Raw genomic sequence first — 13693 nt, forward strand, 5'->3', positions numbered from 1 at the left:
AATTGCCAAAACAAAGAAGAACATGGTGGTGGGCGGCCTTGTTGGTGGCCGTTTTCGCCGGGGGATTCTTGATCGCCGGAGCTGGCGTCGGCCTTTCGTTCATCCCGTTCCCGGGCAAACAAGAGTTTGCGCGCCCTTCTTGCGGAAAATTGCCGAGCAAGTCAGCTGTTGAAGAAGCGCTGGCCAACCACCGGGATCTTGTCGCCCGCTTGGAAAAGGTGGGCGAAGGCGTTAACGTGGAGGTCGCGACGCCATGCGAAGATGATACAAACCAAGCGGTCATCCGCATCTCCTACAAAACGAAAGCAGAACGTGATGGCATTTCCTCCATTTTAGCCGATCAAGGGTTTGGAACAGCGGTGGAATTGGTAAAACGGTGAGATCCGTCATACCTGCAGAGCTAGTTGGGCCCTCGGGCTCAGCTAGCCAAAGACCACAATACAAACCAATGATGTCTGCCCTTTTTGCCGTGGCTACGGGGCTTCGCTCGAAGCCATCCCTGCCCGTCGGACAGTGAAACACCAAGTGTTTGATATCCCTGTCATCAAAGTCGAGGTCGCTCAACACGAGGCGGAAGTGAAATCATGCCCCTGCTGCGGACGGCTCGAACAGGTGGAGTTTTCACCGGACGTCACGCACCATGTCCAATACGGCAGCGCATCCGTGCGCTAGTCGCCTACCTCCATACGGTGTAGCTTCTTCTTTTTTCTGCCCGGCTTGTTCAGTTGTTCGAGGAATGGTTGGACGCCCCCCATCAGTGAGGGAAGCATCTATATAAGTTGCAATAAAGAATTTCCGGCTTTTCGTTTCGGGTTTCATCTAAGTACAAGTTGATATGAGAGTAATTAGCGGGATGTAAAACAAAATTTCAACTTATATACAATATCGTTCAAGAATCGGCCGCCCGGCTCGAGGTGCTGCGGGAACTCATTCAAGAGAAGCTGTTGGCTTTCCCGATTTTGCACGCCGATGAAATGAGCCTCTCCGTACAAAGAAAACAGCATTGGCTCCATGTGGCCGGCATATCGGAGGCCACATGGCTGTTTTGCCATCCCAAGCTAGCGTCAAAAGTTCTATGAAAAAAATCTTGGATGGTCAAATGGAAAGATGCACGGGATGGCCAAGTGGATGTTTACGAAGTATTGTGATTTCTGAGATGCTGATTGAAAAGCGTGGTGGTTGAACTTATAATTAAAAGTAATCATGGACATGCTATTACCGTATATTATTTCAGGGTGGTGATAGCATGTGCGAGTGGAGGGAGGAAGAAGAAATGGTTATGTTGCAAAAAGAATTGGATGATAAGACAAAGAACGTTGATACACATAAAATTAGTGCCATTTTAAAAAGAGGAATTAAGCGCTACGATAAAGTGCTCGAAAAACTATCTAAAAACTGATGGTAGAAAAACTTCATCCTGAAGAGTTGCGCTACATCCACGATGAGATGTTGCATTACTACGGCGGAATACCCGGAGAGAAAGACCCTGGTATGATTGAATATGTATGTCAGCAGCCATTTGTGAACTTGTTTGGAAAAGAAATGTACCCTTCCTTATTTGAAAAGGCTGCTGTTTACATGATTGCCATAGCAACCGGACATTACTTTTTAGATGGAAATAAACGGACGGCGGTGATGGCAGCATATTCTTTTTTGATGAAAAATGGGTATGAGTTGATTGTTTCGGATGATGAACTATTTGAAATGTGTATCAAGGTTGCTAAAAAGGAAGTACGTGAGAAAGAATTGGCAAATTGGTTATCAAATCATTCATGTGTATCGAGTGGAGATTATCTAGATGATGAAGAGTAGCCGGTTGCTTACAAAATGCGAAACTGGTTACTCTTTTTTGATTGCACAAAATTAAATTTCCCTCACATTTCACACCCTTCCGACAAAATTGGGGGGATTTTTGTGTCCATTGTCGAATGAATCCTTCACACCCAAGGAAAGCAATGGAGTTTCTACACCTTGGGCATTCAAATCCGTGCCATTTGTGGTGGTTCTTATTTGAATAGAATAAGCACTCTGTTCAAAGATCTTAACCTTCCTCAGTTGATGGATCATCTCGTTCCCGTGGATCCACAATGCCAACCTCGAGCCGGTGACGTTGTCGGTCTAATCACCTTGGATATCTTGAGCGGCCGGCAAGCGCTCGTTCATGGGGAACAATGGGCGCATGACATCGATTGGCCGAAGCGAATTCGGCTGGGACTGGAGCCGTCTTGGTTCAACGATGATGCCATCGCGCGTCATTGGGATCGCCTGTATGAGGCGAATCTCCATCAAGTCCTTTCGTCTTGCCTCGTGCAGATCGACAAGAAACTTGATCGGTCACTTGACGGTGCAGCTTCCAGCCGTCGTACCATTGCTTTTTTGAAGCGCCATACCCGATGTCGGCGATTCCTTGAGCCCGTTTGACACGATGCCTTCTTGCGGCATGGCACAATGGAAGCAGCAAGCTGTCGACGACGGCATAGCCATGATGGTGGCCGCGTTTTGCCAGCTCATGACGGATCCATTTGAAGGCAAAACGCAGTGCCCGACAACGACGGTTGGATCGGGAACGTTCAAGAAACTGCCCGTTTGGGAACGAATTTCCGGTGACAAAGCGATACCATGCCCGTTCGGAAGAAAAACCAAGCAGCTTCCCCCAAATGTGAATCGCTATGATCACGCTATCTTCTTGCTTAAATGGCGGTTGCGGCGTTGAAGATGCGTCTGAATCAATGACAGTTGGGCGGAGACAAAAAAGAAAATGGCGGCATCTTGCTTTTGAATCTTGGCCCGATCTGCAGGAAAATGAAAGTACCCTTGCATGGGGATTCTCCTTTTCGAATGGGTAGGTTGCACTTTCATTCTACAGAAGATCTGCTAGGCAAGGGCTATTTTTCTGCTTGATCAAGTTCATCTAGCACCACGGGTGGATTTAATATATAACTGTAGATGAGTATTTTTCATTACAGTAATTTCCATTACCTAAGAGACAAACAGGTACCCCTTAGGCGACATGGAGCTGTTTTTTGATCACATCAATAGGAATCTCTTGCTTTGCGGCGTCATCGATGATCTCGACGATGCTGTGTCCTTTTCGAGAGCGAAGAAACTCCAGTCCGGAAGAGAGGTCTTGTTGAGATTCCGCGATGCTGGATACGCAGGCGAACAGCACCGCTGCCCCATACCGTTTCACTGCCCGAACGTGGCGAACACGGTACCACCTGACTTCATCTGGTCTTTTGCCTGCCGGAAAAAGCATTCGATCGTCCAGCGCTCGGCATCGTAACGCAAGATGTCTTCGTCACTCAGCTCCCGATCGGTGCTCAAGATGCAATGAAGAATGTTCGGGCGTCATCGGTTGATCCGCCTTCCAAGCCAACAGCACCACTGCATCATCAAGACCGTTGAGCGCGCCTTCGTAGCGGTAGACACGATAGTGCTCGTTCCCCACCGTGACGAGGGGCGGGTGTGGTTGGGTTCCATATAGCGGGCGAACTCCTTCGCTTGGACGGCGATGCCGTTCGGGTCAAGCATCCGGTTCGTCTTGAGCATGGCGATAACATGGAATCCTAGTTTCAGACAGGTTTCGATGAGCGCTTGGGACGGATACCACGCGCATCGGCCGAGTCCACTTTTCTTTGAGCGAGGAAAATCTCTCGATCGCTAGGTCGATTTTGCTTCTTCCGGCCACCTTATATAGAGACGGGTATGCACCATCCGCCAAACGAGCGAATGCCCCCAGACGGATGGATGATCGTTGTGAGAGAAATGCCAATCACACCCTTGAATGGCGCGGGCAGCCCGTGACGAAGGCCTCGTTTTTTGGCAAATGGGATCATCCATCGAAACAAAAAGGGGTTGATTCTCCTGTTTGGCTAGGCGTTCGATCTGGCGAAGGAGCCATTCTTGCAGCTTCTCAAGCCGGTTTTCCTCGTTCCAAGGGCTTTTCGTGAAAAAATGGCTGAGCATGGTTCGATGGTTGGGATGAAAACTCCAGTGATGGACATCGGTCAACGTTCCCGAACATCCCTTGGTACAGGGCGTCGACAAGATGAACCAGATGCTTGATGACCGGTTTCGAGAAATCAAGCGCCAATCCCAACGTCATGAAAAACTGGTGGATTCGTTGATGATGTGCTTATCGATTCCTAAGACACGAACCTCCTTGTGTGAATGGGTTTGAGCACATCTATTTTACTCAAGGAATCGGGTTCATGTCTCCTTTTTTGTTTGGTTGTCAATTTATGTTAGCAAATTTGCTCATCTACAGAAAGAGAAGATGTTTTTATGGAGTCTGTCCAAAATAAATTCCGGATTCTGTCTATGGATGAGTGAAAAGAGCCCTGTATATAATTACTAATGATAATCATTATTAATTAAGGGGGAAGGACTCATGGTAAGAAGGAAGTGGCTCTACGGTGGCTTTATGATTCTACTTGTTGCACTCTTAGCCATCAGCGGAGTAAGGTCATCATCAACGGAGGCGGCTAGCAAGACGGCTAAAATTAAATATCTTGAGAAGACCTATAAGGTTCCCTTACCAGCAAAAAGAATTGTGATTACGGGAAGCATGGAGACGATGGAAGACGCTCTTGTGCTAGGAGTGAAGCCAACTGGAGGTATCACAGTTGGCGGTAAATTCCCAAGCATGTTCAAAAAAATCACTGGTTCTACAGTACCAATTGGTGAAAAAGCTCAGCCTAACATGGAAACCATTGTTAAGCTAAAACCAGATGTCATTTTGGCATCGAAAAAATTTCCACCAGATGTAATTAACAAATTGCAAAAAATTGCTCCAACTATTCCTGTTTCTCATATTTCAACAGATTGGGAAGCCAATTTGCGCTTGCTCGCTACATTGACAGGAAAGAAACAACAGGCAGAGAGCATTATCAAAAGCTATAAAAATCAATTGGTGATGGCTAAGAAAAAGTTAGGTGCAAAACTGAAAGGGAAAAAAGTAGTCGCCATCAGGATTAGAAATGGGAACATCATGATTTATAATCAAGATATCTTTTTCAACCCCACGTTGTATCGAGATTTAGGATTAACGGTGCCGAATGAGATTAAAAAGGCAAAATCTCAGGAAGTGATGTCGCTTGAGAAATTCAGTGCTATGAACCCTGATTATATCTTTATTCAATTCTCCGCAGACGAAAACAAGAATAAGGAAGATGCATTGAAGCAGCTACAAAAGAATCCAATTTGGAAAAGTATGAAAGCAGTGAAAAATAAGGACGTATTCATAAACGTTGTCGACCCACTTGCACAAGGTGGAACAGCGTGGAGCAAAATCCATTTCTTGAAAGAAGCGGTACCGAAGCTTAGCAAATAATATCACACTTTCTTGACAATTTGTGAGTCAATCATCCAAGGGAAGAGACAATAGCTATGAAAGACTGAGCTCTTTATATTCCCTTATCATAGGGGTTAGATGAAAATCCTTTTTTGCGATCTCATCTCTGATTTTTAGCAGGAAAGATGGATGCAAACTCGCACGTTTCCTATATTATTTATGAATGTTAATGTCGCTTTTCCTTAGAAAAACAAGCTGAAATCAGAGTTAAGCAGGAAAGGATCAAGGCTCTGAGAACACCTGCTTAACTCTTCTTTTATTTGTTTTAACATCCAACAAAAGGTTCATCACCGAAAGATGTACTTGACTTTTAGGAACAAACATGATACTATCCCTCCCGATTGAACAAAATAACAAAAAATGGAAATCAATCTTTTTGATTTTATTATTGTTGTAAAAAACGTTTTTTGTCAAGTACATTTTTTGGTGAAGAGCCCAACAAAATGAAAATAAGAAAATGTTAGAAGTTTTGTCGAAGAAAAATATTTTTTGAGACCCCTGAAACGGTCACAACCGTTGACAACATAGAGGGAGGATGGTGGCCCGTGATCGAATGGGAAATGACGAATTCGATTCCTCCTTTAACGAAGCAGGTGTGCCAAGTTTGGCTCGCTGACATCAGCGATTTACAATCATGGCATATTCAATTGCTGGACAGGAAGGAAAGGGAAAGAGTACAATTATTCAGGAATGAACAAGATCGAGCTTGTTTTATGATTGGATGTGTAATAAGTCGCTTTGTATTAGCGGCACAGCTCAATGTCGATCCACATGAAGTGCCGATTGATCGCACTTGCCCAGCTTGTCGTCAGGCTCATGGTCGGCCGCAGCTCCTTGGCCTTTCATTCCAATGGTCTATTGCTCATTCCGGTAAAAAAGTTCTTGTGGCTTTTACAGACGGCACCCCTGTCGGCGTTGATGTTGAGAGGCTCGATAATTCTTCGCTTTTAGATATCAAGCAAATGGCGAATGAGGTGCTGACAGAGGAAGAAAAATATCATTTGTTTCAAGCATTCCCTCAGGAGCAAAGAAAAGTTTTTTATACATATTGGACAAGGAAAGAAGCGATATTGAAAGCAATGGGTAAAGGATTACAAATTTCCCCATTGCATGTGATAGTATCTGCACCTCATCAAATTCCACGCTTACTTGACTTCAAGGATAATCCTGATTGTATTCATCATGCAGTGATGTATCCATTAGAGATGGATGACAGTTATGTGGCCTCGTTAGCTTTATTGGGTGACACATGCAAACGAATAGAGCGATACGATGCTCGAATGTTGCTCAGGGAAGGATTTAGATAGAAAGATCTTGACAGAAACATGGAACAATAAATGGGGAGAGAGGGAAATGGCTGTTCTCTAGGGGAGACCAGCCATATTTTTGATTGTGTGGCTATCCTGAAAACACCACTTAAGACAAAAAAAGGTACACCCTAACCTTGGGGACTAATTCTCAAAAAAGGGTATTACAGTATATATGTGGTTCATCCGTGCTATGCACTCGTTTTTTCCAGTTTCACTATAATGAAATACCGCTAATCCTCTTAATTAATGGGAGAATGAGTGAAAAGGAGGACTGGTGCAACAAGATTCTTTAGTTGAAAAATGGCATTGTAAAGCCGTATCCGCGAGTAAATCACCAGCCTCCTATAGATTTTTGCGCTTCATTTGTTTGACATCCTGTTCTTCTTTTTTGCAATGATTTGAGCTTGTATGGAACGATATTGTGAGAAAAGAAATGATTTGATATACTTTATATAATAATGATAATCATTATCAAATAAAACAGGAAAGAACAGTCAAAATGTCAATGAAATCGTTATATATACATGCTCATTGAAAAATGAACATTTGGCTTCTCCTGCAACAAGCTTCCTCTCCCATGGCTTAGCTTGCAGGTTGAGCCACAGGATTTTTGGAGAAAATGTGCAGCGCTTAGCGTGTGCAGGATAACAGAGAGATGAACTCTTCATGTTGCATGTAATAGATCAAGAAGGAGGGAGATCATGGCCCAGTCTGGAACGATCAAGCAAGAGGGTGATGAATTTGCTTGGGATCGCTCGTTTTTTAGAATGCGGGAGATGCAGTTTATCAAAGAAGAAGGAGATTGGCGGATCGAACAGCAGCTTACAACTTCTCATGTACTGATGATCGTTAAAGATGGACAAGGACATTTTATGTTAAATAGTCACAGGTATCGACTGCGGCAGAATACTGTTTATATGTGCTCCCCTGGTGATACATATGGAATTGAAATAGAAGCAAGAAGTAAAATGTTCTTGTTTAAGTTTGACGTGTTTCAACGGAAAGGTTCAGGATATGAGTGCCTATCCGATCACGGGGAATGCTTTTTTCCGTTACAGGGGGAAATCTCTGTATTTCCTGCGGATCGGCTGATCTCGTTATGCGATGAAATTTATGATCATTGGCGAAGCGCGGATGAGCTGGAACGGTTTCACTGCCAGCTTGCTTTCCAACAGTTGCTTTATTATATCATGAAGCATCGATCCCCTTTTCCTAAAGAATCACGAACATCGCTAGAGGCCGCTAAGAACTATATGGAACGTTATTTTTATGAGAATTTGACAATTGAGCAATTAGCAAGGATATCCAATATTAGTCCTAAATATTTTGTTGATTTGTTCAAAAAAACGTATGGAATGAGCGCAATGGATTATTTAACAGAGCTTCGGCTGAATAAGGCGAAGCGTCTGATGGCTCAATCTGACGCTAAACTGCGTGATATCGCCCATCAGGTTGGTTATCATGATGAATTTTACTTTAGCCGTAAATTTAAAAAGAAGGTAGGGGTTACGCCGACTGCTTATATGAAAAGCCGTCGGCGAAAAATTGCTGCTTATACGTCTCCGATTACCGGCCAATTGCTTGCATTAAAGATTATTCCTTATGCGGCGCCGCTTCATCCGAAATGGACGGCTTATTATTATAAAATATACCGTGACGATATTTCTGTCCCTCTCAGTGCTTATCGCAAAAATCAAGATTGGGAATCGAAAGTTGAGGCTTTGTCCCATAAGCGGCCGGATGTGATTATTAGCACAGACGATCTCGAAAAGATGGAGAAGGTGAGGCTTGAACAGATTGCTCCTATTTTTTATGTTCCGTGGACTGAGAAAAACTGGCGGGAGCAGCTGATGCTGACGGCTGAATTTTTAGGAGAAGAGAAGGAAGCAGAGAACTGGCTTCAAATGTATGATCGAAAGGTGAAGTTTGCTAGACAACAGCTAAAGAGGGAAGTTGGAGAGGACACATTTTTAGTCGTACGCATCTCGAAGCAGCATTTATATGCTCATTGCAATCGTAGTATATTAGAGGTGTTTTATCAGGATTTGCAAATGAATGCCGCGTATCCTAAAAGCGGTGCTTACAACGAGCCGATTGCGCTCGATCAGCTTGCCCAAATAGATGCGGATCGTTTGTTGCTATTAATTAGGCAGGAAGAAGAAACGTTAGCTTTTTGGAATCAATTGCAATATTCACTTCCATGGCAAGAACTGAAAGCGGTTCGCCACCATCAGGTATATGTGCTTTCTTCCGATCCATGGGTGGAGTACTCGGCATATGCCCATGATCGAATTATTGATGAATCGTTAAAGTTTTTTTCTGGAATTTGTCCAAAATGAATTTCGGATACTGTCCATGTTCAGGGTAGAAGATCTAAATTATAATCATAAATGATAATGATTATCACCAAGAGGATGAGGGGGGACTTAAGAGAGACATGAAGAGAAACTATCTTTATCTATATAAGTTGAAATTTTGTTTTACATCCCGCTGATTACTGGACTCGTTCTATCATAATCAACTTGTACTTAGATGAAACGCGCAACGAAAATCGGGGGATAGCTTGAATAAAAAAACAAGAAACACAATCCAATTTGGAAAAGCATCAATGCTGTGAAAAATGATAAAGTGTTCGTCAACATTGTCGACCCGCTTGCACAAGGCGGCACAGCGTGGAGCAAAATCAATTTCTTGAAAGCAGCTGTGGAGAAGCTCGGCAACGAATAATACAAGGCAGGTAGCGTCAATATGCAATTAAGAATTTCTCCGTCAGCCCTGATTTTATGGCTTTCACCGGTTGCGATGGTGTTGATCATCATCGCATCTATTTTGTATGGGGCCAAAAATATAGATGCGTGGACTGTTTGGAAAGCGATAGTTGCTTTTGACCCGAATGATGTTAATCATCAAATTGTCAGGTATTCGAGACTGCCAAGGGCGATTGGTGCTCTTTTGATTGGTGCATTACTTGCGATTTCAGGAGCGATTATGCAAGGGATGACAAGGAACTATTTAGCCTCTCCCTCCATTATGGGGGTTTCAGATGGTTCGGTTTTTGCGATCACACTTTGCATGATTATTCAGCCAGGCGCCTCTTCGCTTGAGATGATCATGTACTCGTTGGTTGGTTCAGCTGTTGCCGTAGGCTTCGTGTTCTGGATGGCCTCTGTCCTTCCCTATGGAATGTCGCCTGTTCGAATGGCCATTATTGGAACAATTATCGGAACCTTTTTTAGCAGCATATCAGCCGCTCTCTCTTCTTATTTTCAAGTTTCACAGGATGTGAGCTTTTGGTACAATGCCCGGCTGCATCAAATGGACCCTCATTTAATTAAATTGGCAATGCCCTTTGCCATTGCGGGTCTTGCTGTTGCTTGTATGATTTCTAAATCGATTACGATTTTGTCGTTGGGAGAGGAGATATCGGTCAGCTTAGGTCAGAAAACGATGGTGATCAAGATCTTGGCCATCGTCAGCGTGGTTATCTTAACAGGCATTTCTGTTGCCTTGGCTGGAAATATCAGCTTCGTTGGTTTAATTATTCCACATATGACGAGGTTTTTAGTAGGGGTTGATTATCGACGAATCATTCCTTGTGCCGGTGTTCTTGGTGCGATCTTTTTGGCGCTTTCCGATATTTTAAGCCGATTTTTGAATTATCCGTTTGAAACACCGATTGGGGTCGTTACAGCTTTGATTGGTGTGCCTTTCTTCCTCTATTTAATTTATACGAGAGGGGGAGGAAAGGATGCTTAATCATTCAGCCAAGCGCTATTGGTTGGTGTTGTTTAGTAATATTGTAATTATATTGTTGGTCATTTATATTAGTCTAACAAATGGAATATTTGATATAACCGTTCAAGATGTCTTAAAAACACTACTGCGAATGGATCCGGTCCCGGAGCATGATTTGGTAATTTTGGATTTCCGACTGCCGCGTATTGTCATTGCTGCGTTGGTCGGTTTTGGATTAGGAGTGGCTGGGGCGACTATCCAAGGAATTAGCCGAAACGGGTTGGCTGATCCAGGAATTTTGGGCATTAATGCTGGGGCCGGGGCTATGATCGTCATTTTTATGCTTTTCTTTGGAGGTCACAGGATAGCGGAAAATGATTGGCTATCGATTTTAGCGATGCCGCTATTTGGGTGGGTTGGCGGATTGGGTGCCGCCCTGCTCATTTATCTATTTGCTCGACAGAATGGCCATTTAGATACGCAGCGCCTCATTCTTGTGGGAATTGCCGCGGGGGCTGGTTTTGGAGCTCTATCCTTATATTTATCGTTAAAGATGAATCCACAGGATTTTGAAATGGCGACAGTATGGCTTATGGGAAGCATTTGGAACGCCAATTGGCAATATGTTGTTGCTGTGTTTCCATGGATGATTTTGCTTGTTCCCATTATCATCAGTAAAGCTTATATTCTCGATTTGTTCCAATTAGGGGAAGAACATGCAAAAGGGTTAGGGGTTTCTACTGAAAAGGAAAAAAATCTATTGCTATTGGCGAGTATTGGGATTGTGAGTGCGTGTGTGTCTGTGGCTGGAAACATCGGTTTTGTTGGTTTGATTGCCCCCCATATTGCCAAGCGTCTCGTCGGGGTTCATCATCAGCGTATCATTCCGGTTAGTGGAACGATTGGCATGTTGTTGGTAGTGGTTTCAGACTTTATTGCTAAAACAGTTTTTGCGCCTGTCGAACTGTCTGTTGGAATTGTCATTGCCATCATTGGTATTCCCTACTTCGTGTACTTGCTATTTAAAACCAAAGTGTAAGAGACGACTCGAAAACTGAAAAATGGAGGGGATGGAATGGGTTCTAAAAAAAGGGATTTATGTTCTTCAGCTGTTCATATAGCAGGTGTTAGTGAGTTCACAATTCCGCGAACGAAGCAGCGTGTGATGTATTCTCACTATGGGAATCGTGAGTATCGGATTTTTGTTGCACAACCTGATGCGGATCCACCTCCTTTGGGATTTCCAGTGATTTATGTACTTGATGCCAATTCGGTGTTTGGTACGATGGTGGAAGCGATGCGTGTGCAGGCAGGACGTCCTGATCGCACAGGAGTTGTTCCTGCGGTGATTGTTGGTATTGGTTATCCAACAGAAAAGCCATTTTCTCCTGCCCGTTTTTACGATTTTACCATGTCTGTTCCGGAAAGCGAATTACCTGCTCGTCCAGATGGAACCGCATGGCCGGAAATGGGAGGAGCAGAGGCTTTTTTGGAGTTTATTGAAACAGAACTGAAGCCTGAAATACAGCGAGAATTGCCAGTCGACCGGACGAAGCAGGCCATTTTTGGCCATTCTCTCGGTGGCCTCTTTGTTTTGCAGGTGCTTTTTACGAAACCGACTGCTTTCAGAACGTATATTGCTGGAAGTCCTTCGATTCATTGGAGTAAACAGCTGTTGCTTGAGGCAGAACAACGTTTTGTTGCTCGTATCACACATGAAACGCTCAACGTTGACGTACTTTTGGCGGCTGGAGAGTTGGAAAGAAGCCACAAAAGCCGAATTAACGCTCATGCTGAAGAACTGGTAAAACGCCTTTCCGCCTTTACTGATTTTGGGGTATATGTGGAGTTTCAGGAATTTGCCGGGGAAGGGCATGTCACAGTATTGCCGGCCCTCATCAGCCGAGCTCTACGATTTGTATCGAGAAACAGCATATAACCAATAATGATTTCGTCCTTAAGTTGCATCAAATATTTATTTATCTCAATTTCACACATTAGACAGTAAAAAGATTCATGTCATTCGAGGTGGCAAACAAAAAGGGCTCGGATAGGAAGGGATGAGCCTTTATTATTTTTTAGTTCGGATCAGTTCCTTCTCCATGAGAGCCATTCTCTTCCGTGAAAATGACGAACTGACGCGGATTTTCATCTTCGGGTGGAGGGCAGACCGCTGCCCATGGATCTTTTCTGTGCAAGTCCCATTGCAATTCATACGCGTTAACGTTGTCACCAGACCAAAGCGCGGAATTTCACATCTTTTGTTTCGATCACTTCCATCGCCCAGTTAATGCTTTTGTCATCTTTTTTGGTTAAGGGCTGGGAACCCTTTTGGATATAGAAAGCGGTCATAAGAAGCAATTCCTTAACCGTTAAGCCCTTGGACTTGGTAGCAGAATAGCTGCTTTTTGCCGTCTCCATTTTTGCACCGAAGCATTCCTCCGTGCAGGGGGATGCTTTTTATTATGTTTAACAATAAGAGTATCATCAAAATCAATAATTATTTATTGAAAAACGATAAATCGACGATTACAATAAAAGCAAAAACGAATCAGTGAGGTGCTTGCGGTGAAACGAGAAACGCTTTTTTTGAAGGTGGCCTTGGTGTTGATTGGCCTTCCGGTTCTGGCGTTGTGCTTGTTTTTGGTGCCGGTGCTTGCGAAGGTGGCGGTTAAGCTGGTGCCGGCGTTCCCTTGGATCAAGTATTTCGTTTATCTTGTGTTTGAGGTGTCCGCGCTGCCGTTTTATTTTGCGCTCTATCAGGCGTTTCGGCTGTTGACGTATATTGATCAAAACAGCGCGTTCTCTGAGCGGTCGGTCGAGGCGTTAAAGAAGATCAAATGTTGCGCCGTCGCCATCAGCGGGCTGCATCTGCTCGCTTTGCCGCTGTTTTATCTTTTTGCCGAAAAGGACGACGCTCCGGGGGTCATTTTCGTCGGGCTGCTGGTGCCGTTTGCGTCGCTCGTGATCGCTGTCTTTGCCGCTGTGCTGCAAAAGCTGCTGCAACAAGCCGTTGACATCAAACAAGAAAACGAGTTGACGATTTGAGGTGGATGACATGCCGATCATCGTGAATCTTGATGTCATGTTGGCGAAGCGGAAGATGAGCGTCACGGAGCTGTCGGAGAAAGTGGGGATTACGATGGCGAATTTGTCGATCTTGAAAAACGGAAAGGCGAAGGCGATCCGCTTTTCGACGTTGGAAGCCATTTGCAAGGCGCTCGACTGCCAGCCCGGGGACATTTTGGAGTACCGAAGTGACGAAGGGGAATCGCATTCGTAAGCGGGGGAGGGG

General features: G+C 44.2%; 13 protein-coding genes and 3 pseudogenes. 14 read left to right on the plus strand and 2 right to left on the minus strand.

The genetic code is table 11. From position 1 onward, the window contains the following. The first annotated feature begins 2 nt into the window (after positions 1-2). The 5 genes from NST29_RS01045 to NST29_RS01065 all read left to right on the plus strand — a co-directional run bounded on the left by NST29_RS01045 (position 3) and on the right by NST29_RS01065 (position 2421). The gene (locus NST29_RS01045) at positions 3-380 is read left to right on the plus strand and encodes a hypothetical protein (RefSeq protein WP_033018001.1); all 378 of its coding nucleotides are present in this window, start codon (positions 3-5) and stop codon (positions 378-380) included. A 145-nt stretch (positions 381-525) separates the two neighbouring features. After that, positions 526-672, plus strand: coding sequence for a hypothetical protein (locus NST29_RS01050; RefSeq protein WP_324699526.1), 147 nt, complete (start codon positions 526-528; stop codon positions 670-672). Positions 673-1273: 601 nt separating this feature from the next. After that, entirely contained in the window at positions 1274-1399 is a 126-nt protein-coding gene (locus NST29_RS01055) for a hypothetical protein (RefSeq protein ID WP_255358711.1), read from the plus strand. Next, positions 1399-1812: a type II toxin-antitoxin system death-on-curing family toxin gene (locus NST29_RS01060; protein ID WP_051985036.1), complete on the plus strand. Its 414-nt coding sequence runs from the start codon at positions 1399-1401 to the stop codon at positions 1810-1812. Before NST29_RS01055 ends, NST29_RS01060 begins: the two co-directional genes overlap by 1 nt. A 246-nt stretch (positions 1813-2058) precedes the next feature. Further along, positions 2059-2421 (plus strand): DUF4277 domain-containing protein, encoded by a 363-nt coding sequence (locus tag NST29_RS01065; protein ID WP_235207575.1) that lies wholly within the window; start codon positions 2059-2061, stop codon positions 2419-2421. Here the strand turns inward: NST29_RS01065 and NST29_RS01070 are convergent. Both NST29_RS01070 and NST29_RS01075 read right to left on the minus strand, forming a co-directional pair. After that, positions 2327-2820: pseudogene (locus tag NST29_RS01070) on the minus strand (IS982 family transposase); the annotation flags it as partial. The gene NST29_RS01065 and the pseudogene NST29_RS01070 overlap by 95 nt on opposite strands. Before the next feature lie 181 nt (positions 2821-3001). Beyond that, positions 3002-4105, minus strand: a pseudogene (locus NST29_RS01075) (transposase). A 285-nt stretch (positions 4106-4390) separates the two neighbouring features. Here NST29_RS01075 and NST29_RS01080 point away from each other — a divergent pair. The 9 genes and pseudogenes from NST29_RS01080 (at position 4391) to NST29_RS01120 (ending at position 13681) form a co-directional block, all read left to right on the plus strand. Next, positions 4391-5332 (plus strand): ABC transporter substrate-binding protein, encoded by a 942-nt coding sequence (locus NST29_RS01080; protein WP_033017990.1) that lies wholly within the window; start codon positions 4391-4393, stop codon positions 5330-5332. A 566-nt stretch (positions 5333-5898) separates the two neighbouring features. Next, on the plus strand, positions 5899-6660 hold the full coding sequence (locus NST29_RS01085; RefSeq protein ID WP_033017989.1) for a 4'-phosphopantetheinyl transferase superfamily protein: 762 nt from the start codon (positions 5899-5901) through the stop codon (positions 6658-6660). Between the two features lie 704 nt (positions 6661-7364). Continuing rightward, entirely contained in the window at positions 7365-9002 is a 1638-nt protein-coding gene (locus NST29_RS01090; RefSeq protein WP_033019981.1) for an AraC family transcriptional regulator, read from the plus strand. 232 nt (positions 9003-9234) lie between these two features. Beyond that, a pseudogene (locus NST29_RS01095) lies at positions 9235-9390 on the plus strand (iron-uptake system-binding protein); the annotation flags it as partial. Positions 9391-9411: 21 nt separating this feature from the next. Next, on the plus strand, positions 9412-10419 hold the full coding sequence (locus tag NST29_RS01100; RefSeq protein ID WP_033842650.1) for an iron ABC transporter permease: 1008 nt from the start codon (positions 9412-9414) through the stop codon (positions 10417-10419). Next, the gene (locus NST29_RS01105) at positions 10412-11437 is read left to right on the plus strand and encodes an iron ABC transporter permease (RefSeq protein WP_033842649.1); all 1026 of its coding nucleotides are present in this window, start codon (positions 10412-10414) and stop codon (positions 11435-11437) included. The genes NST29_RS01100 and NST29_RS01105 overlap by 8 nt, the downstream gene beginning before the upstream one ends. Positions 11438-11473: 36 nt before the next feature. Next, positions 11474-12337: an alpha/beta hydrolase gene (locus NST29_RS01110; RefSeq protein ID WP_033842648.1), complete on the plus strand. Its 864-nt coding sequence runs from the start codon at positions 11474-11476 to the stop codon at positions 12335-12337. 629 nt (positions 12338-12966) lie between these two features. After that, positions 12967-13446, plus strand: a complete 480-nt coding sequence (locus tag NST29_RS01115) for a DUF2975 domain-containing protein (RefSeq protein WP_033019996.1) — start codon at positions 12967-12969, stop codon at positions 13444-13446. 10 nt (positions 13447-13456) lie between these two features. After that, positions 13457-13681, plus strand: a complete 225-nt coding sequence (locus NST29_RS01120; RefSeq protein WP_031406132.1) for a helix-turn-helix transcriptional regulator — start codon at positions 13457-13459, stop codon at positions 13679-13681. Positions 13682-13693 lie beyond the last annotated feature (12 nt).

Source organism: Geobacillus sp. FSL W8-0026 (assembly GCF_037966255.1).
Lineage (GTDB): Bacteria > Bacillota > Bacilli > Bacillales > Anoxybacillaceae > Geobacillus > Geobacillus icigianus.